This is a genomic window from Streptomyces sp. NPDC001100 (genome assembly GCF_053598575.1).
Map to the genome: position 1 here is coordinate 73,378 of NZ_JBSFKO010000041.1, position 20,966 is coordinate 94,343.

Genomic DNA, 20,966 nt, shown 5'->3' on the forward strand with positions numbered 1-20,966 from the left:
GCCGGGACCACCTGCCGACCCTGCCGACCCCGCCGCCCCCTCACGGAGACCCCGCCATGCCCAAGACTGCGGTCACCCGCATCACGCACAGCTGCCACCTGATCGAGACAGGCGGCCGCACCTTCCTGACCGACCCGTGGTTCAGCACCCGGCCCGGCTACTACCAGGGCGAGTCGATCGCGATCGGCATCCCCGACCTGCCCCGGCTCGACGGCGTACTGATCAGCCACGAGCACTACGACCACTGCGACCTGGACGCCTTCGCCGCGTACCGGGACCGCACGGTCCCGCTGTTCGTCGCCGGGACCGTTGTGGAGGCCGCGCGCAAGCACGGCTTCACGAACGTCACGGCCCTCGCGCCCTGGCAGGAGGCCGAGGTCGGCGGCGTCACCATCACAGCGACCCCGGCCGAGCACGGTGTCTACGAGGTCACCTTCGTCCTGCGCGCCGGCTCCGACGCGGTGTACTTCGCCGGAGACACCCTGCTCATCCCCGAACTGGCCGAGATCCCCAGGCGGTTGGGGCACATCTCCGTCGCCCTGCTGCCCACCAACGGCCTGCACATCCGGCCGGCAGACGACCTGCAGGTCGTCATGAACGCCGACGAGGCGGCCCAACTGACCGCCGTCCTCAAGCCCGAACTGGCCGTCCCGCACCACTACGCCTTCACCAAGGGCTTCCTGGGCGACCGCTTGATCACCCGCAGCGACAAGAACCCGCTGCGCTACCAGGACGCCGCGCGCGACCTGGCCCCCGACACCACCGTCCGCATCGTCGAACCCGGCATCAGGATCGAGCTCTGAACCATGACCGACACCGAGGACTTCCTCACCGCGAGCCTCGCCCACGGCAACCTCCGGGTCGACACGGAGGACCCGAACCCCCGCCCGATGATCGCCGTTCTGGACGCCAGGCCCGGCCTGGAGGACAGCTTCCGCGCGAGGATCGTCGAACTCGTCCGCGAGGTGCGCCGCGAACCCGGCTGTGTCACCTTCACCGCCTACGAAGCGCGTGACGTCCCCGGCCGGTTCTACCTCTACGAGGTCTACACCGACGCCGCCGCCTTCGACGCCCACCTCCGCACCGAGCACGTCCACCGGTTCATCTCCGCCCTGCCCGAGCTCAGCACCGGCGGCCCCGAGAGCCTCGTCCAACTCGACGAACTCCCCATCGACCAGCCGTAGTCGGCGACTTCTTCGGCACCCACGCCACCGCCCACAGAGAGGATGGACATGACGACGTACGAGTCCCCGGCCGACGGCGGCCGTCGGCGGGCGGGTGTGGTTCTGGCCGTGTGCTGCCTGAGCCTGCTGATCACCGCCCTGGACACCACCGCGGTGAACGTCGCCCTGCCCGCCGTCGGACACGATCTGCGCGCCTCGGTGAGCGGCCTGCAGTGGACCGTGGACGGCTACACACTGGTCGTCGCCGCCTTCATGATGCTCGCCGGATCCACCGCCGACCGGATCGGACGGCGCCGGGTGTTCCAGGCCGGTCTGACCCTGTTCACCGTCGGCTCGCTGGCCTGCTCCCTGGCCCCGACCCTGGGCTGGCTGATCGTCTTCCGTATCACCCAGGGGCTGGGCGCCAGCATGCTCAACCCGGTCGCCCTGTCGATCATCACCCACGCCTTTCCCGATCCTCGCGAGCGCGCCCGCGCGATCGGGCTGTGGGGCACCACGGTCGGCCTGTCACTGGCCGCGGGCCCGGTGGTCGGCGGTCTGCTGGTCGCCTCGGCCGGCTGGCGCTCGATCTTCTGGATCAACATCCCGATCGGGCTGGCCGCCCTGGCGCTCACCGCGGTGTTCGTTCCCGAGTCCAGGGCCGCGACAGCACGACGACCGGACCCGGTCGGCCAGTTGCTGGTCGTCACGATCCTGACCTCGCTGATCTTCGCGATCATCGAGGGCTCCCGCCAGGGCTACGGCAGCGTCCACATCATCGCCCTGTTCGCCCTGTCGGCAGCCGCGGTCGTGGCGCTCCCCTGGTACGAACGACGCCGCGAGCAGCCGTTGGTCGACCCGGTGTTCTTCCGCTCGGTCCCGTTCACCGGTTCCTTCGTCGCCGCCGTCACCGCGTTCCTCGTCCTCTCCGGCTTCCTGTTCCTCAACACCCTGTATCTGCAGGACGTGCGCGGCTACAGCGCACTGCACGCCGGCCTGCTGACCGTGCCGCTGGCCGCCGGCACCGCGATCGCCTCACCACTGTCCGGGCGCCTCACCGCCCTGCGCGGTCCCCGCCCGCCCCTGGTCGCCGCGGGCCTGCTGATCGCCGCGGCGACGCTGACGCTGACCACGCTCACACCGACCACCCCCTGGGCGGTCCTGCTCGTCGCCTACGTGCTGCTCGGCATCGGATTCGGCCTGGTCAACGCCCCGATCACCAGCACCGCCGTGGCCGGTATGCCACGCGCCCAGGCCGGGGTCTCCGCCGCGATCACCACCACCGGCCGCCAGGTCGGCAACAACCTCGGCGTCGCCGTCCTGGGCGCGATCGTCTCCGCGCGCACCCAGGCGCCGGGCCGAGCCGGATTCGCCGCCGCCAGCCACCCCGCCTGGTGGATCCTGACCGCATGCGGCCTGCTGATCGCGGTGATGGGCCTGGCCACCACCACACCCCGCGCCACCGCCACCGCCGCCCGGGTCGCCGCACGCTTCCCGGCCGATCCCGCAGCCGATCCCGCGACCGCCTTGAGCGGCGCGCCCGGCGTCCGCGGAGGCGCACCGGCGTGATGTCGCATCAGGCAGTTCGACGAGCCACCGGCTCGTGCGGGACTCCGCATCCCAACTCTGCTCGAAATAAAGGAAGTTGCACGTCCACGTTCCTCGACGACCTGCAGAAGTCCGGCAGGGCTGTCGACGGGGTCGTTGACGGTCGGCCGCCCCTTGGCGCAGGGCAGGTTCACCAGGGGAGCTTCCCGGATCGGTCGATGAACTGTCCCGTAGGCCCGTCCGGGCCGAGCGTCGCGAGGGTCACGATGGACTCCGCGCCCTCGGCGACGCTGTGTCCGAGACCGCCGGTGAAGTCGGTCGCGGTCTGCCCGGGGTCCGCGGCGTTGACCTTCATGTCCTTCAGTTCCTTGGCGTACTGCGTCGTGAGCATCGTGACCGCGGCCTTCGAGGCGCAGTAGAGGGGCAGGGCGTACCGCGACTCGATCCGTGCCGGGTCCTGGGTCATGCCGAAGGAGCCCATCCCGCTGGACACGTTGACGATGACGGGGTTCGGTGACGTGCGCAGCAGCGGGAGGAAGGCGTGGGTGACGCGCACGATCCCGACGACGTTCACGTCGAGCACGGCGCTCATGTCGGCCGCGGTGTACTCCTCGACGGGGCCGACCCTGCCGAGGACGCCGGCGTTGTTGACCAGGACGTCGACCGTTCCCTCGTGCGCGGCGACATCCGCGGCCGCGGCCCGGACCGAGGCGTCGTCGGTCACGTCGATCCGAACGAACCGGGCGCCGAGCGCCTCGGCCGCGGCCCGCCCGCGCTCACTGTCGCGGGCGCCGAGAAGCACGGTGTGCCCCGCCTCGACGAGGCGACGAGCGGTTTCAAGACCGAGGGACTTGTTGGCCCCGGTGATGAATGTGGTGGTCATGCGGGCTCCTCCTGACTCCGAACAGCACGGTCGTGCGCTGTTCACGCACTTCATGCTGGGTCGTCGGGAGGGACGGCGGGAGCTACGGAACTTCCTGGTACGGCGCGTACCACCCGGAAGCCCGGTCCACCGGACGGAGCGGAACGCGAGCCTTCATTTCTCGCGCGCCTTCATCCCTGGGGAGACATCCTCTGGACCCCGATCGCCGCGAGGAGTTCGAGTTTGCCGCGGGCGTCGGTGCCCGGCTGCGGCGTGTACACCACGAGGCGCAGGTTCGTGTCCTGGGTGGTGAGGATGTCGGAGTTCAGGACGATGTCCCCGACGTCCGGGTGCCGGACGAGTTTGTGCGCACTCTGGTGACCGCCCACCGCTCGGCGGTTCCACAACTCGCCGAACCGTGGGCTGAGGTTCAGCCTCGACACCAGCGCCGCGAGGTCGGGATCGTCGGGGTAGCGGCTCGTCGTAGCGCGCAGGTCGGCTACGAGGGACTCCTCGAACGCCGCCCGCTCGGCCGCCGTCTGCCGGACCCGCGGCAGCTCACCCAGGAACTGCCACACCAGGACGTTGCGATCTCCCACACCGCGGACCGTGGGATCGCCGAACGTGGCGGCGAACAGTGGATTCCAGTGCAGCAACTGCCAGGTGGCGTCGTAGATCGCCAGCGGGTTGCCGGCGAGCTGGTCCACGATCCGGTACAGGCTCTCCGGGATCATCCGCGGCACCCGGGCCGGATCCGCCGCATGGCCCGCCATGCGCAAAAGGTGCGCATGCTCGGCGTCGGACAGGTGCAGGGCGCGGGCCAGGGCCGAGCAGACCTGCGCCGAGGGCGTCGCCACCCGCCCCTGCTCCAGCCGGACCACGTACTCGACCGAGATGCCGGCCAGTGTCGCCAGCTCCGCACGCCGCAGACCGGGGACCCGCCGGGGTGCGCCGTGTGCGAAGCCCACGGTCGCGGGGTCCAGCCGGTCCCGCCATGCCCGCAGCGCGGCACCGAGTTGATCCATGCGCACCATCCTCCCGCAGACCCCGCTCCGCTGGGTGGTACGCGCTGTACCACGAAGCCCCGTTGTTCCCGCCGAGCCTCCCCGGGGCCCGGTGTCGAGTCGTGAACGGCGCACCACGACGCTGTTCGGAGTCCAGGAGGAGCAGGCATGACGGCGTGATGTCGGTGACGGAGGCGAACGTCTCGACGCCCGCGCTCGTGACAACGACGGTGATCGGACCGTATGCCTCGCGGACCGTCCGGATCGCCGAGGCGACCGCACGGCGGTCGGAGACGTCGCAGGTGTTGGCCGTCGCTTCCGCGCCGGTGTCACGGAGTCGGGCGGCGGCCGACTCGGCTTCCTCGGGCCGCCGGTGGAGCAGGGCCAGGCGGTTTCCTGCTGCCGTCAGATGATGCGCGACCGCGAGCCCGATCCCCGACGCCGCTCCGGTGATCACGGCGGTTCGGGGGCTCGCCGAGGCGGGGTCCGTGCTGGGGCGCATGGGCCTTCCTCTCGGTACGGGCCGTCAGCCGACCGGGGTGTAGCCGAGGTGCAGGGCCCTCAGGCCGTGCAGGATGTAGGTGGGTTCATAGCTGAGCCGACGGTCGGAGACCGGGCCGTGCTCCGCCTCGTCGAGGTGGATGTCGGCCATGCGGTCCAGCAGCCGTTCGACGCTCACCCTGGACTCGACCCGCGCCAACGGGCTGCCCGGGCACGCGTGGACGCCGCGGCCGAAGGCCAGGTGTTCGCGTGCGTTCGGCCGGTCGACGCGGTACCGGTCGGGCTCCTCGAAGCGGGCCGGGTCGCGGTTGACGGCTCCGTTGAGCAGCATCACGGTGGTGCCCGCGGGCAGGTCCACGTCGTGCAGCGTGGTGGACCGGCGCACGAGGCGGAAGTCGCACTTGACCGGGCTCTCCAGCCGTAGCGGCCCTCCCGGGCATCCTGCGACGCTATGGAGTTCCGCCCGAGACCTGTCTCCCGATCGTGCTGGTGTTCCTCAGCACCTGCGTCGCCCGGGTCCTGGTCCCGGAGGACCGCCTGGGCATGTCCGCCGGCCACGACGAGACACGCGCGTACGTGGAGGACCTGATCCAGCGCCTGGAGGAACATCCGTCACGACGTGACTGAACGACCGTCAACTCCCCTGTGCGATCAGGCCTGTTCGGGGTCGAGGGCGGCACCGAGGAAGCGGTGCGGGTCGGTGTCCGCGGGGGCGAAGCACAGCGGCTGGGCGGTGCCGGCCAGCCAGTCGAACAGCGCGCCCCCGGCGGGAGCACCGGTGAGTCGGACGGGGACCGCGTCCGGGGCGTGGGCGGTGATCTCGGCGACCGTTTCGAAGACCGTCGCACTCCCGGGCCCGGCGAGCCGGACGGCGACGTGCTGGGAGAGCAGGTCGGCGCCGCGCACACCGAGCGTGGCGACGGCCGGTACGTCGGGCCGGTCGCGTTTCTCGTGGACGGTGAGCCGGACGGCGCCGGAAGGATCGTCGGGGCGGGCATCCCGGTCGGCGGCGTGCACGGCGACGTAGGCGCGCGTGGCCTCCCAGGTGATCTGTGAGTAGTACGCGATGCCCTCCTCCAGTACGTCGGCCAGGTCGTCCGGTGTCCCGGTCTGCAGCGCGGGATTGGCCAGGCAGCCGACGGCGGCCCGGGTCAGCAGCGGTCCACGACGCGCCGGGTCGGCGGCGAGCCAGCCGGCGACCCGGCCGGGCAGCGGCACGCCGTGTGCCGTGGCACCGTCCAACGCCGTGCGCACGACGTTCTCCCAGTCGACGTTGAACAGGACCGTGGGAAACCGGGCCGTGATCGCGGAGTCGGTGACGGCGGCGAGGTGACGCTCGTACCGGTCGCGCCAGTCGTCGGACGTGTGGGCGTAGTCGCGGAATTCCAGGATGCCGTTCGGCGCGAGGCCGTCCGCGATCCGGGCGCGCTGGTGATCGTAGGCGGCGAGCCGGGCGGGACAGGTCAGCAGTGCTTCGGTGAAGCGGCTGCCGCCGGTGAGCACGGTGAGCCGTACGCCGGGCTCATGGTCCAGGAGCTCGGCCGCCGCCCGGGCCAGCGCGGTGAGCCGGGCGAGGGCGTACGCCTCCGCCAGGTCCGCCGAAGGGCCGAGGGTCTTCAGTCCGCCCGCACCGCGTTTGGCCTGGCCCCAGGCGATCTCGAACCGCAGGGGCCCGCCGTGCCGCAGGGCCGTCCGGAGCCGCTGCTGGAGGCGGCGGACGTCGAGGCGGCCGGCGTTCTTGGCGGTGGCGGGATTGCGGAACAGCTCGGCGACGAGGGCCGCCGTACGGGCCGTGGGGTCGTCCAGGTGGCTGTAGAGGGCCTCGCCGGAGAGCACCTCCAGCGTGCCGCGTGCCCGGCGGATCATCCCCTTGACCTGCTTGTCGACGCCCTTGCTCCAGCGCGGCAGCACGTCGTCGCGCAGCACGCCGAGGTCGAGGACGTGGGCCGGACCGCCGCCGCCCGGTTCGTCCTGCCAGATGGCCCCGGCCGCACTCTCCGGGTCGTTGCGCAGCAGGGTCAGCAGACCGCTGTCACTCACGATGCGGTCCTCTTCAAGAGCGGCCTTGTCGCTCACGCGTCGCTCCTCCCGAACATCTGGTGCAGCCTGCCCCGCAGCAGCGGACCGGTGTCGTCGACGTAGGCGATGGGCTGGCCGGCCGACTCCAGGCGGGCCAGTGGGCGGTAGCGGGCATCGGCCTCGGCCCGGACGACCGCGCCGGAGACCAGGACCGGGGACTGCCCCCGCGCCTCGCGTTCGACGAGGTACCGGTAATCGGGCCGGGCGACGTCCCCGCTGACGGTGTATCCGCCGGTGGAGTGCTGGGCGGTCATATTGACGTCGCGCGAGGTGGCGGTGACCATGTGCAGCTCACCCGGCTTGCCGTGGATCGTCAGTTTCACCGCCCGTGGCGACCGCTCGCCCAGCAGCTCCAGCTCCCGGTCGGTGAGTGAGATCGCCACGTAGCGGCAGGCCGCCGCCCATGCCTCGTGGCGCAGTTCGCGGTGGAGCCGGCGCACATCGGTGTCCGCCGGGCCGCCGATGTCCCGCCGCCACTCGTGCGCGGACAGTTTTCTGGGCAGCGAGGCGACGTAGTACGCGTACGCGCGCCGGTCGCCGTCCGTCCAGTCGCCGTCGGCCGCACCCGCGAACCGCTCGTACCTGACGGAGGTGGCGATCGACCAGAAGGTGACGGCCAGTTGGCGGCCGATGTCGTCGCGCTCGCGGATCCTGGCCAGACCGGCCGACGGGTCGGCCGCGTCGAACAACGGTGTGTAGGTGGCGGTCAGCCGGTCCACCCACTGCGGATACAGCCGGTCGCGGGCAGCGATCAGCTGTTCGTCGAGGCCTTCGCGCAGCCATTGTTCGTAGTCGCTGATGTGCAGCACGGAGGACGCGCCGAGTTCGGCGGTCCACTCGCGCAGTGTGTCCTGGTAGGCGGTCACGGTGGCGTCGGGGGTGCGGCAGGCCCTGTTGTACTTGCGCCCGTCGGCGAGGACGGTGAACCGGCACCCGGTGGGGCTGAGCGCGTCGACGGTGTGGGCCAGCGCGGCGAAGCGGACCAGCGAGTGCAGTTCGGCGACATCGGGTGAGGCGCCGCGGTTCTTCAGCGGCGAGCCGGGCTTGCGGGAGAAGATCGGGAAGACGAGCTCCACCGGTTCGCCGTTCCCGATGGAGCGGGCCACCTTGTCGCGCAGCGCGGCCCGGCCGACATGGTCCGGCTTGGTCTTGAACCACTTGCCGTCGAAGAGCGCTTCGGTCACCGCCTCGGCGGCCCGGGGCCGGCCCACTCCGTAGACCTCGCGCGCCTTGCGGGATCTGGCCAGCGCGGCGTCGATCCGGGCGACCGTGACCCGGCTGACGAGCGCCGACAGGGCGGGTAACACGCTGTCGATCCAGTAGGCGGCGTCGACGAAGACGGCTCGGGTCGCGAACTCGCCGGCCGAGTACAGCGCGAAGGGCTGCCGCCGGGCCAGGTCGATCAGCCGGTGCCCGTCGGATATCTGGCTGCGGCGCTGCTCGGCGTGGAGGTGCCGGTGCGACGCGGGGCGTCGCGCGGAGATGGGGTCGGAAGTGGCGTCGTCGGAGACTCCGGAGGTCGTAGGGGCAGGACTGGACACCTTGATATGCATGACATTCCTGTCGGGATCGGACTACGGCTGTTCCGCGCGCGGACCGGCCGCACGCAGATGGAAGGCGGTGACGCCGGCACAGACCGCCAGCGGTACGAGGTAGACGGCGTTGGTATGCGTCCAGCCGATGACGGCGAGCAGTGGCCCGGCGGCCAGTGCGCCCAGCGCGGACCCGCCCAGGGTGAAGACCTCCCCGACGCCCTGCACGGCGGAGCGTTCCTCGGGTCTGTAGGAGGCGGCCAGCAGGGTGCTGCCCGAGACGTACATCAGGTTCCAGCCGACACCGATCAGGGCCAGCGCCACCATGAAGTGGGTCTGCGTGGTCCCCGTCACGGCGGCCAGCGTCCCCGCCGTCGTGACCAGCGTCCCGCCGAGCAGTGTCGGGGCGGCCCCGAACCGGCGGGCGAGCCGCCCCGAGAAGAAGGCCGTTCCGTACATGCCGACCATGTGCCACTGGATCATCCGGGCGCCCTCGGCCATGGTGTGGCTGTGTTCCGAGGAGGCGATGGGGGCGCCGGTCATCGCGGAGGTCATGACGAGGTAGCCCGTGCACATCCCGGTGACACCGGTGAGGAACACGCTCTGCCGGGCGATCTTCCCCAGTGTGCGGATCGCCTCGGTCACCGCCGCCTCGCCGGAGTTCGCAGCGTCGGTGGAGTCCCCCGCGTCGGTGGACGAGGGGGGTGTCTCGTCCACCGACAGCAGCGAGGTCACGCCCACGGACACCAGGGCCAGCGCCGTGACCAGCAGATACGAGGCGGCGAACTCGACCGGGAGCACGTCCTTCAGCGCGGTCGCCATGAACGGACCGGCCACCGCGGCCACGATGCCACCGCCGAGCACCGTCGAGATCGCCCTGCTCTTCCGGTCCGGCTCGGAGATGTCGGCCGCGGTGTACCGGTAGTAGCCGGCGAACGCCTGGTAGATCCCGATCAGCGACACACCCGCGCAGAACAGCCAGAAGGAACGTCCCCAGAGCGCCGTAGCCGACAGCAGCCCACCCACCACGGCCGCACCGGAGCCGGTGCGGAAGCCCGCCCGGCGGCCGAACCTCCGCATGAAGCGCGACGCCGGAAAGGTCACGGCCCACGAGCCGACGCTGATCAACGCGAAGGGCACCGTGGCCAGCGCCGGGACGGGGGCCAGTCGGTAGCCCGCCAACCCGGTCAGGGTGAGGTCGACGCTGATACCGCACTGGTAGAGGGTCTGCGCGGTGGTCAGCAGGGAGAGGTTCCGGGCTCGCGTCCGCCGCCTGTGGGAAACGGGGGGACCGAGTACAGGATGGGCCGGCACGCACACACTCCAGACGAGGCATGGATCGCCGGTCCGTCGGGCTCTCCGCCACGCGACCGAACCTGACACACAGTCGGACGGCCCGGGCGATCCGGTGGTATCGGGCTGTCAGTTGACAGTGTGGAAAGCCACGGAGCCGCCGTCGCGCACTGTTCCGTTGACCGGACCCGGGGCCCCGGTCCCCCGCCGGACGAGCCGAACCCCCGTCGGCGCTCGCGGCTGTCGGCTGTCGGCTGTCGGCTGTCGGCTGTCGGCTGTCGGCTGTCGGCTGGACCGTCCCCAACACGGCCGACCCGACAGTAGCGTGATCGGCATGACGGCGGAGGAGGGGACGGCAGCGGGCGAAGCCCTGGTCGGCGGTATGGCGAACGCGGGCGCGGTCTTCCGCCACGGTGCGGTGGTGGAACGCCCGGCGCCGCCCACCGCGCGCGCCCTCCACGCCCATCTCCGCGCGCTTGAGGAGCGCGGGTTCGACGCGGCCCCGCGGCCGGTCGGTCTCACCGCCGACGGCCGCGAGCAGCTGACCTTCATACCCGGCGACGTAGCCCTCCCGCCGTTTCCGGGGTGGGCGATGACCGGGACCGCGCTGAGATCGGTGGGAGTCCTGCTGCGGCGCCTGCACGACGCCGGCGCCGACATCCCGGTCGACGAACACGTCGAGTGGCCCCGGTCTTTTGCCGACCCGGCGGGAGGAACGATGCTGTGCCACAACGACGTGTGCCCGGAGAACGTCGTCTTACGGGAAGGCCGTGCCGCAGCCCTGATCGACTTCGACCTGGCGGCCCCCGGCCGAGCGGTGTGGGACGTCGCCATGACCGCCCGCCACTGGGTTCCCCTGCTCGATCCCACGTCCGCGGCGCCTTCCTACCCCGCGGGACTGGACGACCCGACGCGACTGCGGATCCTCGCCGACAGCTACGGCCTCTCCCCGCAGGACCGCGCCGAACTGCCCACCGTCATCGAACAGGCCACCGCGTCCTGCCGGACCTTCGTCTCCGACCGAGTGGCCGACGGTGACCCCGTCTTCACCAGGGCGCTGTCCGAGCGCGGCGGTTGGCAGCGTTGGGACCGCGTCCAGGAGTGGCTGGCGGCTCAGCACGAAGTGTTCACCGCCGCCCTGTTGGGATGACGGGCGAGGATGTCCGCGCCGCGCGCCGTGTCCCGTGGGCCTGTGCGACGGCCCACGGGACACACCCGTGCGTGAGCCCCTTCACCCCCGAGTTGTCCTTGACAGTGATGTCGACCGGGTGGCGGACCGTCTGCGCCGTGCCCACGATGACGTTGCCGCCGCCGTTGACGACGGTCTTCACCACCCGGACATCGCCCCGCCCCTGCGCGTGCGCCCCGGTCGCCGTCACCAGCACCAGGGCCGCCGCCCCGCCGGCCGCGGCCCAGGCCGTTCATCACCTGCTACGTCTGCCGACGTGCTTACCGGTCCAGGTGGGCGAGCAACAGGTTGGGGTCCTCGGCGGTGACGTAGGCCGCGCTCAGGACGTAGACCCTGTCGCCGCGCAGGGCGACGGAGGTGGGGTTCCGCAGCCCGTCGGCCTTGGTCAGGACGACGGTGTTGCCGATGTGCGGCTCGACGAGGACGACCTCGCTCGAACCGTTGACGGTGGCGAGCAGTTGGTCCCCGCGCCCGGTGAAGGCGAAGTCGTCGATCCCCGGCAGGCCGGTGGCCTCGGTGCGGACCCGGCCCGCGCGGCCGTCCCGGAGGACGGGGATGCTTACGACGGTGCCCTGGTCGAGGTTGGTGACCCAGAGCGCCTTGCCCCGGATCTTCAGGCCGTTGGCACCGAGGAAGCCGGCCGACGCCAGTTCCGGGGCGGTGGACCAGGCGGTGGGGGTGCCACCGGAGACGGGCACCGTCCAGACGGTGCCGAGCACGGAGTCGGTGACGTACAGGGTGTGCGAACGGGCGTCCAGCGCCAGGCCGTTGGGCAGTCCGTCCGCCGGCAGCGCGGCGATCCGCTCCGGTACGCCGCCCGGCCGCAGCCGCCATACGCCGGTGAGGTCGGCGGTGCCGGTGGCGTAGAGGAAGTACAGCGTCCCGTCGTGCGCCCGGACAATGCCGGACGTCAGCGCGAAGCCCAGGACGGGGGTGTGGACCCCGCCGTCCGCCGGCGCGGGCAGGGTGGCCAGGATCCGGGTGGCGCCCTTGGGCGAGAGGCGGGCGATCTGGCGGGCGGCGGCGAAGGTGACGTAGGCGCTGCCGTCCGGGGCCAGTGCGATGTTCTCCGGGGTCTGCCCCTCGGCCAGGTCGAAGTGGCGGGCGATCCGTGCGTCGCTCAGCGGCGCGGAGGCGGCCGATGCGGGAGCCGGGGAGAGCACGGCGGTGACGGTCGCGACGACGACGGCCGCGGACAGGGCCGACTTGGTAAGGGTCTTGAGCATCAGTTGGTTCCTTCGGACAGGTCGGTTCGGCAGGTGATTTCGGGCATGCGGCAGCAACGTGCCGAGGCGGTGGTGACGGGGAACACGGGAGGATGGCCGCCGGGGGCGGAGTCAGTCCATGGCGACCCGGGGGCGGAGTCGGTCCGCGCCGACCCGGGACCGGACAGACGCGGACTCCGCCGGTACGGCGGCCGGGCGAGCAGGGCCAGCGCCGCGCGCGATGGTGAGTCGGCCGGGGTGGTGGCGACGACGAGGCTGATGCCGCGCCCGGGACCGAGGCTCTGCTGTACGACCGTCAGCGGGCCCACCAGCGGATGGTTCATGTCGTACGAGGCGAACATGTGCGACTTGACGCGGTGATCGGCCCACATCGAGGCGAACTCGCCGCTCTTGGCGCTGAGTTCACCCACCAGCGCGTGCAGCGCCGCGTCGTCGGGGAACCGGCCCGCCATCAGCCGGAGGTTGCCCACCACCGCCCTGGCCTTGCTCGGCCAGTCCGCGTACAGGTCGCGGGTGTGCGGGTCCAGGAACACCAGCCGGGCCAGGTTGGGACGCTCGGCCGGCCGGTCCGGGGCTCTGGGGTCGAGGTGCCCGGCGAACAGCGCGTGCCCTCGTCGGTTCCACGCCAGCACATCGGCGCACCGGCCCTGCACGATCGCGGGAGTGTCCCCCAGTATGTCCAGGAGTTGGGCGTTCTCCTCCGTCACCCGCTCGGGCGGGAGCCGCCGGCCCCGGGGGCGCTGTCTGCCCGTGCGGGCCAGATCGTGCAGATACCGCCGCTCGGGCTCGTCGAGCCGCAGAGCTCCGGCCAGCGCGTCCAGTACTTCCGGCGACGCGCTCGGCGACTGTCCCTGTTCCAGCCGCGTGTAGTAGGAGACGCTCATCCCCGCAAGAAGCGCCAGTTCCTCGCGCCGGAGACCGGGCACGCGTCGCCGCTCCCCGTAGGTGCTCACCCCGACGTCCTCAGGACGGAGGTGAGAACGCCGAGCCTTCAGAAAATCCCCGAGCTGCGTTTCTCCGTTCACGGAACTCAGTATGGGCAGCAATCGCACCCGCAGCCTGACCCAACTCCGGGTAGGCAAGGCAGGGTCAGGGTCGCCGAGCCGTCGCCCTCGTCCTCGTCCGTGTCGAGTCGCACCACTTCGCGATGCCTTGCTTCATCCCGTCAGGTGGAGAAAGGAATTGCACAGTCATTACGGCTTCATGGTGCGACAACTCCGTTGCCTGTTCGGCGAATACCGTCGGCTACATACCGGCCCGCCACTCACACACACAATGCCCCTGTCACTCCGGGTGAGCGCGCTTGACACGAACTCGTTGGCGATTCGTCAGTGTCGGACGTGACATCCTCCGCGGTGCGGCCGGACGGGCATCCGCTGCGCCTGCTCTGCGAGTCGCTGCAGTCCCGGCTCGACGAACTCAGCGTCGAGCTCACCGACGACATCAGACGCGAGCTCCCCTCGTACGCGGCGATGCCGCTCGCCGAACAGCGCCGGACGGTGCGGGTCCGCCTCGGCTATGTGCTGCGCGGCCTCGCCCTGGATGTGGAACCGACGGCCGAGGACCTGCTGGAGGTGCAGACCGCGTCCCGCAGAAGGGCGTACTACGGTCTGCCCGTCCAGGACGTGCTCGCGACCTTCCATCTCGTCTCCCGCCACAGCGTGCTGTTCGCCCCGCACATGCGCGTCGACCACCCGCCTGACCCGGCCCCCGGGGTCCGTGACGAACTGGTGACCCGCGTGAGGGCCTACTGCCGGAAACCGCGGAAGTCGGGGCGCTGGGTGCACATCTGACGGTACGTCGGCCAGCAAACCCATATCAGTGTCCTCGACGCCGCCGGCACGTCACCCCTCGGACCTCGCGGCGGACGGGAGGTCGGCCCGAGAAACGAGGACCGCCGGTTCGAGCAACGACAACGTCCGCTGCCCGGCGTCCAGTTGGGCACGGACACCGACCGGCATCGGCAGGTTCGGCCCGGCATGCCCGATCTCGACATTGCCCAGGACCGGGATGTCACGGTCGCCAAGGACGTCGAGAACGATTTCCCGGAGAGTCGGGGACCCGTCGCCAGGTGTCCCGAGCCCGTCGATCTCGTGCGGGACGCCCACGACCATGCCGGAGATCCGATCGAGGATGCCGCAGTGCCGCAGCACGTGCAGATAGCTCCACACATACGCCGCCTGGCCGCCCATCTCCTCCCAGAACAGCACGGCGCCGTCGAACCGTTCGAGCGGCAGCGCGTACGGCGTCGCCTGCGCGAACACGATGCGATTGATCACTCCGCCGATCAGCGGGCCTTCGGCGCGACCGGGGCGCCAGCACTCCCAGGACGGGGTGGCCGGCAGCGCGCCGATCGCCCCGTCGCCGGTCAGCAGCCTCAAGTAGAGCCGCTCCAGCACTACTTGGCGCGACGCCGACGCTCTCTGCCAGTGGCCGCCGAGTCCAGGGGTGGCCAAGTCGGCGTGGAAGCCGACGAGACCGGTGCGCGCGTGGAGTACGAGATGCAGCAGCGAGATGTCGCTGTAGCCGAGGACCGGCTTGGGGTCGGCGACGACCGCCTCGAAGTCGATCAGATCGAGGTAACCGAGCGCCGTCTGACCGCCGTCGTGCGCGACGATCGCACGCACCTCGGGATCACGCAGCAGACCGTTGAACTCCTCGGCGATCTCCACCGGCCGAGCCGCACTCCACCAACGCTGCCGCCCGGCCTGCAGAAGCGGCGCCCGCCGCACCCGGAACCCCATCCGCTCCAACACGGCCACCGCCCGCTCAAGGTCGGGTTCGTAGACGGCGTGCAACGGCCCGGACAGCGAGGCGATGACGACGAGGTCGCCGGGCACCAGGGCCCGGGGCCGGAGCAGTTGGGGCGGGACGGTACGGGTCACCGGGGCAGTTTGCAGGCGCCCGCACCACCACGCCACTCATTAACCACCCGCTCTCCTGCGCACCCGCGTAACCCCAAAAACATATCGATCGTTGCGCAAACACACATCACAACCACCACCAAAGACAAGAGGACCCGTTCATGCCTCACGGCAGCGCACTGCGCAGCGCGATCACCGCTTCCGGCACGACGCCTCTGATCGGCGTGTACGACATGTACTCGGCGTCGATCGCCGCCCAGCACTACGACGGCCTCTTCGTCTCCGGGTTCGGATTCGCGGCGTCCTTCTACGGCCTGCCGGACATCGGTTTCATCGCCTGGCCGGACATCGTGGCCTTCACGGAGCGGCTCCGCTGGGCCTTCCCCCGCCATCACCTGCTCGTGGACATCGACGACGGTTACGGCGACCCGGAGGTGGCCTGTCATGTCGTACGGCGGCTGGAGCGGGCCGGTGCCTCGGGGGTGATCCTGGAGGACCAGAAGCGTCCGCGCCGGTGCGGTCACGTGGCGGGCAAACAGCTCCTCCCGCTCGACGAGTACCTCGACAAGCTCGAACGTGTGCTGGCCTGCCGGACCACCGATCTGACCGTGGTGGCGCGGACCGACGCGACCGACGAGGCCGAGATCCTCACGCGGGCCAAGGCGCTCGCCGCCACCGACGCCGACGTGGTGCTGGTGGACGGGGTGCGCGACGTCGACGCGATCCGCCGGATCCGCGACTCCATCGGCGACAAGCCGCTGCTGTTCAACCAGATCGCCGGTGGCCGCTCTCCCCGCTTGTCACTGGGCGAGTTGGCGGAACTGGGCGTGGACGTCGCGATCTACAGCACCCCCTGTCTGTTCGCCGCGCACGAGGCGATGGACAAGGCCCTGACCGACCTCGAAGCGACCGACGGACGGCTCCCGGAGGCGGGGGACGACCGAGTCGGCGTACCCCAGTCCGTCGAACTGCTCACCCGCAATCTCCAGGGAACACAGGGCACACAGGGCACTCGCCGCGGCTGACCCGACGCAGTCCTCTGTCTCCGGTTGGACTCGGTGATCGTCCCGGGGCACGAGGCCGGCGTCGCGCCCCCGCCATAGCCTCGATCACATCGAGAAAGCGCGCGGCCGCTCGACGGAGCCGGCCGCCCGCTCTCCGGCAGGCCGCGGCGCCGGCAGCACAGTGCGCCGCGGCGATCCCAGTCCACGAGAGCGCGGAGGCGTTGGGCCCCTGTTCGGATTGCCCCCATTCCCCGGCCGACGGTCGCGAAATCTCCGTACCGCCACGGCAGTTGTGGTCACCTCGGCCGCCGCGTTCACGCTGAGCGCGCCGACGGCGACCCCGATCTCGGCCGTGTCCGCATCGGCGTCCACGTCTGCCGGGACCCCGGTGGTCGGTACCGGCGGCGGGTCCCGCTACGTCGCGCTCGGCGATTCCTACGCCTCGGGCGCCGTGCTGGCCGGCGTGAAGGACGCGGAGTGCGACCGTACGAGCGGCAGTTGCCCCAGCCTGATCGCCAGATCCCTCGCCGTCGCCGGGCCGCGCCTTCAAGGACGTCACCTGCAGCGGTGCCACCACCCGCGACTTCTGGAACGCCCGGGGCAGCAGGCCTCCGCAGATCGACGCCCTCACCTCCGACACGAGACTCGTCACCCTGACGCTGGGCGGCAATGACGTCGGCTTCTCCGGCGTGCTCGCCACCTGTGCGCGCGTCGCCTCCTCCGACCGGGACGGCAGTCCGTGCGAGCGGTACTTCACGGCGGACGGCAGGGACGCGCTGGAGGAGCGCGTCGCCACCATGGAGGGGCGCGTCCGCGATGTGCTCGCCGGCATCAGGCGGCGCAGCCCGCACGCGAAGGTGATCGTCGTCGGATATCCCGCGCTCTTCCCCGACGACGGCGTCGCCTGCCCCGAAGTCTCCTTCGCCAAGGGCGACTTCGCCTATCTGCGGGACACCACGAAGAAGGCCAACCGGGCACTGGAGCGGCAGGCGGCGGCCGCCGGGGCGGGTACGTCCTTCGCGGGCACCTATACGCCGACGATCGGCCACGACATGTGCCGGCCCCGCGACGAACGGTGGATCGAGTCCCTGGCCCCTGCCGCGGACACCAGGGCCGCGCACCCCAACTCCCTCGTCCAGTCCGTTATGGCGGCGTCGGCGCTGTGGGAGATCTACCAGCCCTTCCACAGGCCGTAGCGGTCGACTGCGCCAAAACACCAGGTCAGAACAGCACCGGTCAACAGACCGCGCCCCACCCGCCGTATAGTCGCGTCATGCAAGAGACTGGGCGGATGGAGCCGACGCCCCGCAGGAACCTGCGCGAAGAGCAGAAGATCCTCACCCATCGCCGACTGCTCGAAGCGGCCGTCACGGTGTTCACCGAGAAGCCCTTCCTCGAAGCGCGCATGGAGGACATCGCCCAGGCCGCGGGGGTGACCCGGGTGACGGTCTACGCCCACTTCCCCGGCAAGGCCGAGATCGTGGACGCGCTGGTGGAGCGCCTGTACGGACTGATGGGCGAGGCCTACGCCGATCTGGCCGCGCTGCCCCGGTGGACGCCGGCGGACATCCGGGCGTGGCTGGAGGAGGCCGCGGTCCGCTGGCGGGAGATGGCGCCGATCCGCCGTGTCGCCAACGCGGCGGCCCCGACGGCGCTGCGCAGTCTGGGCGACGGCCGGACGCAGTACGTCGAGGCGCACGAGCGGTATGTCGGGATGCTGGTCGGTGACTTCGGGCGCTGGCGGGGTGTGGACCCCGCGGAGGCCCGGCAGCGTGCGCTGATGGCCGTACTGCAGACGGAGTCGTTCTTCTCCGCATGGATCGCCGTCGAGTGGCCGTTGGAAACCGCGGACCCGCTGCGTCTGTTGGCCGACTCGCTCTGTCATCTCCTCGCCCCCGCGGTGGAGAGCGACGACGCCTCGGCCTGAACGAACCCCACGACAGGGGTGGTTGGCCGTCGGTGTCGTAGCCGATGGTCAACCACCCCTGGAACAGCGGTCGTTGGTCAGCCGGTCTCGCCAACGGCCGTCGCACCGGCGGCCGGGTGCGTCGCCGCCGCGGCCTCTGCCGGGGTCTCGGCGTGCGGGGCGCGGGCGCGGACGCCGATCGTGACGAGGGCCGCGGCGGCTGCCACGAGCATGCCGACTCCGCCGACGAAGGCGCAGGTGTGCAGCGCGTCGGTGAAGCTCGCGCCGTAGGCGGCCAGTGCCCGGCCGGTCGCCTCGCCGGAGTTGAGGTGCAGGAAGGCGCCCGCCTGGATGCCGACGCCGTTGACCGTGCCGATGACCTGGCCCTGGTCGGCGGGGCTCAGGCCGGACGTGGCGATGTGGCCGGGCAGGGTGTCCAGGGTGCGGTTGGTGAGGACGACGCCGAAGATGGCCGGGCCCAGGGCGCTGCCGATCTGGCGGAGCGCGCTGTTGGCGGCGCCTGCGGTGCTGCCGAGGCGGCGCGGCAGGCTGTTCATGGCGATCGTGGTGATCGGGGCCATCGCGAGTGCGATGCCGATGCCGAACACCGCGATGACCAGGGCCGCTTCGCCGGTGCCGGTGGTGGCGTCGAAGAGGTTGACCAGGAGCGCCCCGATGCCGCCGACGAGCAGGCCGGTCACCAGCACGAGGCCGGGCGAGAAGCGGTGCATCAGCCGGCCGACGACCGGGCCGAGGACGACGGTGAAACCGTTGAGGGCGATCAGGCGGACCCCGATGTCCCAGGTCGAGGCGTGGTGGACGAGGCCGAAGTACTCGCTGAGCGAGAAGACGAGGCCTACCTGGGCGAACAAGGTGAGCGCCATGACGAACGCGGCCCCGGAGAACGCCGTGGACTTGAACAGGCGCATGTCCAGCATCGGGCAGCGGGAGCGCAGTTCGACGACCACGAAGGCCGGCAGGGCGAGGGCGGCCACGACGAACGCCGTCACGACCTCAGCCGAGCCCCAGCCCGGAGCGCCGCCGCCCTCGATGACGCCGTAGACGATGCCGGTGATGGCGACGATCGCGAGGAGCTGGCCGGGGATGTCGAGGTGGCGTTCGCGGTCGGAGCGGGAGTCGACCAGGAGGACGGCGCCGGCCAGGACCGTGAGGGCGCCGATGACCAGGGTGGGCAGGAAGATCCAGCGCCAACTGGCGTGTTCGACGATCAGGCCGTTGAAGAGGGGGCCGAGGGTCAGGCCGAGGCCGAGGGCGGCCGTCCACAGGGCTATCACGCCGGCCCGCTTGCGGTGGTCGGGGCAGACGTGGCTGATCAGGCCGAGGGTGGCGGGCAGCAGCGCGGCGGTGCCGACTCCGGTGAGTGCCTGGCCGACGCAGACCTGGACGACGCTGTGCGCGGTGAGGGCGACGAGACAGCCGACGCAGGACAGTGCCAGGCCGATCAGGTACATCTTCTTGCGGCCGAAGAGGTCACCGATGACACCGCAGGTCAGCAGCAGGGCGGCGGTCGGGAGGATGAACGCGTCGGTGATCCACTGGAGCCCGGTGGTGGAGGCGTCCAGCGCCTGCTGGATCACCGGGAGCGCCACCGACACACCGACGACCGGCAGATAGGAGACGAAGACTCCCAGGCAGGCCAGCAGGATGGTGGCGGTGACGTGACGGGACGGGGAGTCCGGCTGGGGGGACGCGGGCGGGACTTCGGAGACCAGGGTCGGCATGGCACCTCTTCGACGTCGTACGGGGCTGATTGACCGGGTGTGAACTGCGCGTGGCGTTCCGCGGGCGGCTACGACGGGGGTGACGGTGCCGACTCCGTCAGTCGTGTCCCGGGGCCCGGAGGCTGACGTGGTTGTTCGGCTTGAATCTCCATTGACGTAAGCCATTTCGTTGCGGGAAATCGCTTCGGACCGTATACCGGGGACCCGGTCCTGGAGATGCCGTTGGACCTGCAAACTAAGCTGAACAGCGGCGACGACACACTGCTCCGTGGGGCATGAACGCGCAGGTGGGAGGCCGGTCAGCCGGCGGCGACGTTGGCCGTGATCAGCCGGAGGAGCTGCTTGGCCAGGGCGTCCTGGTCGGGGGTCAGACCCATCGCGTCGCCGATCGACACGGGCACGGCGGCGGCCCGCTCCCGCATCCGCGCGCCGGTGTCGGTGAGCCGGATGGCGACCGAGCGCTCGTCGTCGCGCCGACGTTCCCGGCGCAGCAGTCCGTTCGCCTCCAGCCGCTTCAGCAGCGGGGAGAGCGTGCTGGATTCCAGCTGGAGCGCGGCGCCCAACTCCCGTACGGAGATCGAGTCCTGCTCCCAGAGGACGAGCATGACGAGGTACTGCGGGTAGGTCAGGCCCAGTTCGTCGAGCAGTGGCCGGTAGCGGGCGGTCACCGCGCGGGAGGCCGCGTACAGCGCGAAGCACAGTTGGTCGTCGAGGAGCAGCGATCCCTCGGCCGGTTCCGCGGCGGCTGGGCTCATGGTGCGACTCCTCGCTCCGGTGCTCTTCAGGGCGATCACCACCTTATCGTTCGGGTCCAGTCGATCCTATCGAGCACATTTAAGTTGTGCACGACTTAATCGCGCGCTACTCTCATCCTCGTACCGCACCACCGGCCCGGGCCCCACCGGAGCCGTCCGCGGCACCCGTTCGGAGGAGAGATCGCCATGACCGACAACACCGCACCCCGCCCGGTCCTCGAACCCGCGGCCCAGGCCTTCGCCGAGGCGACCGCGAACCCGCCCTATCTCTTCGACCTGACGCCCGCCGAGGGCCGCA

Annotated in this window: 20 protein-coding genes and 3 pseudogenes; 10 read left to right on the forward strand and 13 right to left on the reverse strand. The window is 71.0% G+C overall.

Translation table 11 applies throughout. From position 1 onward, the window contains the following. Positions 1 to 56 precede the first annotated feature (56 nt). Genes ACWDEW_RS40350 through ACWDEW_RS40360 form a run of 3 tightly spaced genes read left to right on the forward strand, consistent with a single transcriptional unit; the run spans position 57 to position 2,732 of the window. Positions 57 to 803 carry an MBL fold metallo-hydrolase gene (locus tag ACWDEW_RS40350; RefSeq protein WP_450520029.1) on the forward strand — a complete coding sequence of 249 codons (747 nt, stop codon included), beginning with the start codon at positions 57 to 59 and terminating at the stop codon, positions 801 to 803. A gap of 3 nt (positions 804 to 806) precedes the next feature. Continuing rightward, positions 807 to 1,184 carry a putative quinol monooxygenase gene (locus ACWDEW_RS40355; protein WP_450520031.1) on the forward strand — a complete coding sequence of 126 codons (378 nt, stop codon included), beginning with the start codon at positions 807 to 809 and terminating at the stop codon, positions 1,182 to 1,184. A 48-nt stretch (positions 1,185 to 1,232) separates the two neighbouring features. Continuing rightward, positions 1,233 to 2,732 (forward strand): MFS transporter, encoded by a 1,500-nt coding sequence (locus ACWDEW_RS40360; protein ID WP_450520032.1) that lies wholly within the window; start codon positions 1,233 to 1,235, stop codon positions 2,730 to 2,732. Positions 2,733 to 2,901: 169 nt separating this feature from the next. Here ACWDEW_RS40360 and ACWDEW_RS40365 read toward each other — a convergent pair whose 3' ends face one another. From ACWDEW_RS40365 to ACWDEW_RS40380, 4 genes and pseudogenes are all read right to left on the reverse strand, one after another. Then, on the reverse strand, positions 2,902 to 3,594 hold the full coding sequence (locus tag ACWDEW_RS40365; protein ID WP_450520034.1) for an SDR family NAD(P)-dependent oxidoreductase: 693 nt from the start codon (positions 3,592 to 3,594) through the stop codon (positions 2,902 to 2,904). 170 nt (positions 3,595 to 3,764) lie between these two features. After that, positions 3,765 to 4,598 (reverse strand): helix-turn-helix transcriptional regulator, encoded by an 834-nt coding sequence (locus ACWDEW_RS40370; protein ID WP_450520036.1) that lies wholly within the window; start codon positions 4,596 to 4,598, stop codon positions 3,765 to 3,767. Positions 4,599 to 4,629: 31 nt separating this feature from the next. Further along, positions 4,630 to 5,079, reverse strand: a pseudogene (locus tag ACWDEW_RS40375) (SDR family NAD(P)-dependent oxidoreductase); the annotation flags it as partial. Between the two features lie 24 nt (positions 5,080 to 5,103). Next, the gene (locus ACWDEW_RS40380) at positions 5,104 to 5,496 is read right to left on the reverse strand and encodes a cytochrome P450 (protein ID WP_450520063.1); all 393 of its coding nucleotides are present in this window, start codon (positions 5,494 to 5,496) and stop codon (positions 5,104 to 5,106) included. A gap of 71 nt (positions 5,497 to 5,567) precedes the next feature. Between ACWDEW_RS40380 and ACWDEW_RS40385 the strand changes: the two genes are divergently transcribed. After that, positions 5,568 to 5,705: a hypothetical protein gene (locus ACWDEW_RS40385; protein WP_450520038.1), complete on the forward strand. Its 138-nt coding sequence runs from the start codon at positions 5,568 to 5,570 to the stop codon at positions 5,703 to 5,705. Between the two features lie 24 nt (positions 5,706 to 5,729). Here the strand turns inward: ACWDEW_RS40385 and ACWDEW_RS40390 are convergent, their stop codons facing one another. Genes ACWDEW_RS40390 through ACWDEW_RS40400 form a run of 3 tightly spaced genes read right to left on the reverse strand, consistent with a single transcriptional unit; the run spans position 5,730 to position 10,003 of the window. After that, positions 5,730 to 7,154: a hypothetical protein gene (locus tag ACWDEW_RS40390; protein WP_450520039.1), complete on the reverse strand. Its 1,425-nt coding sequence runs from the start codon at positions 7,152 to 7,154 to the stop codon at positions 5,730 to 5,732. Then, positions 7,151 to 8,710, reverse strand: a complete 1,560-nt coding sequence (locus ACWDEW_RS40395) for an L-tyrosine/L-tryptophan isonitrile synthase family protein (protein ID WP_450520040.1) — start codon at positions 8,708 to 8,710, stop codon at positions 7,151 to 7,153. The genes ACWDEW_RS40390 and ACWDEW_RS40395 overlap by 4 nt, the downstream gene beginning before the upstream one ends. Positions 8,711 to 8,731: 21 nt before the next feature. Then, a complete protein-coding gene (locus tag ACWDEW_RS40400) occupies positions 8,732 to 10,003 on the reverse strand; it encodes an MFS transporter (protein ID WP_450520042.1) in 1,272 nt (423 codons plus the stop codon). Positions 10,004 to 10,316: 313 nt separating this feature from the next. Between ACWDEW_RS40400 and ACWDEW_RS40405 the strand changes: the two genes are divergently transcribed. After that, on the forward strand, positions 10,317 to 11,132 hold the full coding sequence (locus tag ACWDEW_RS40405) for a phosphotransferase (RefSeq protein WP_450520044.1): 816 nt from the start codon (positions 10,317 to 10,319) through the stop codon (positions 11,130 to 11,132). Here ACWDEW_RS40405 and ACWDEW_RS40410 read toward each other — a convergent pair. The 3 genes from ACWDEW_RS40410 to ACWDEW_RS40420 all read right to left on the reverse strand — a co-directional run bounded on the left by ACWDEW_RS40410 (position 11,110) and on the right by ACWDEW_RS40420 (position 13,350). Then, on the reverse strand, positions 11,110 to 11,361 hold the full coding sequence (locus ACWDEW_RS40410; RefSeq protein WP_450520046.1) for a hypothetical protein: 252 nt from the start codon (positions 11,359 to 11,361) through the stop codon (positions 11,110 to 11,112). The genes ACWDEW_RS40405 and ACWDEW_RS40410 overlap by 23 nt on opposite strands. 70 nt (positions 11,362 to 11,431) lie before the next feature. Next, on the reverse strand, positions 11,432 to 12,397 hold the full coding sequence (locus tag ACWDEW_RS40415) for a hypothetical protein (protein ID WP_450520048.1): 966 nt from the start codon (positions 12,395 to 12,397) through the stop codon (positions 11,432 to 11,434). Beyond that, positions 12,397 to 13,350 carry a helix-turn-helix domain-containing protein gene (locus ACWDEW_RS40420; protein WP_450520049.1) on the reverse strand — a complete coding sequence of 318 codons (954 nt, stop codon included), beginning with the start codon at positions 13,348 to 13,350 and terminating at the stop codon, positions 12,397 to 12,399. The genes ACWDEW_RS40415 and ACWDEW_RS40420 overlap by 1 nt, the downstream gene beginning before the upstream one ends. Before the next feature lie 387 nt (positions 13,351 to 13,737). Between ACWDEW_RS40420 and ACWDEW_RS40425 the strand changes: the two genes are divergently transcribed. Beyond that, the gene (locus ACWDEW_RS40425; RefSeq protein WP_450520051.1) at positions 13,738 to 14,190 is read left to right on the forward strand and encodes a hypothetical protein; all 453 of its coding nucleotides are present in this window, start codon (positions 13,738 to 13,740) and stop codon (positions 14,188 to 14,190) included. 51 nt (positions 14,191 to 14,241) lie between these two features. Here the strand turns inward: ACWDEW_RS40425 and ACWDEW_RS40430 are convergent, their stop codons facing one another. Beyond that, on the reverse strand, positions 14,242 to 15,282 hold the full coding sequence (locus tag ACWDEW_RS40430; RefSeq protein WP_450520053.1) for a S66 peptidase family protein: 1,041 nt from the start codon (positions 15,280 to 15,282) through the stop codon (positions 14,242 to 14,244). Between the two features lie 140 nt (positions 15,283 to 15,422). On the opposite strand from ACWDEW_RS40430, the gene ACWDEW_RS40435 reads away from it, so the two are divergent. From ACWDEW_RS40435 to ACWDEW_RS40445, 3 genes and pseudogenes are all read left to right on the forward strand, one after another. Beyond that, entirely contained in the window at positions 15,423 to 16,286 is an 864-nt protein-coding gene (locus ACWDEW_RS40435) for an isocitrate lyase/PEP mutase family protein (RefSeq protein ID WP_450520055.1), read from the forward strand. Between the two features lie 590 nt (positions 16,287 to 16,876). Then, positions 16,877 to 17,461, forward strand: a pseudogene (locus ACWDEW_RS40440) (SGNH/GDSL hydrolase family protein); the annotation flags it as partial. Positions 17,462 to 17,538: 77 nt separating this feature from the next. Further along, positions 17,539 to 18,192 carry a TetR/AcrR family transcriptional regulator gene (locus tag ACWDEW_RS40445; RefSeq protein WP_450520057.1) on the forward strand — a complete coding sequence of 218 codons (654 nt, stop codon included), beginning with the start codon at positions 17,539 to 17,541 and terminating at the stop codon, positions 18,190 to 18,192. Between the two features lie 77 nt (positions 18,193 to 18,269). Here ACWDEW_RS40445 and ACWDEW_RS40450 read toward each other — a convergent pair whose 3' ends face one another. Next, complete coding sequence (locus ACWDEW_RS40450; protein ID WP_450520059.1) at positions 18,270 to 19,913, reverse strand: MFS transporter; 1,644 nt, start codon at positions 19,911 to 19,913, stop codon at positions 18,270 to 18,272. 299 nt (positions 19,914 to 20,212) lie between these two features. Next, positions 20,213 to 20,668 carry a MarR family winged helix-turn-helix transcriptional regulator gene (locus tag ACWDEW_RS40455; RefSeq protein WP_406450814.1) on the reverse strand — a complete coding sequence of 152 codons (456 nt, stop codon included), beginning with the start codon at positions 20,666 to 20,668 and terminating at the stop codon, positions 20,213 to 20,215. Between the two features lie 186 nt (positions 20,669 to 20,854). On the opposite strand from ACWDEW_RS40455, the pseudogene ACWDEW_RS40460 reads away from it, so the two are divergent. Further along, positions 20,855 to 20,966 (forward strand): annotated as a pseudogene (locus ACWDEW_RS40460) (esterase); the annotation flags it as partial.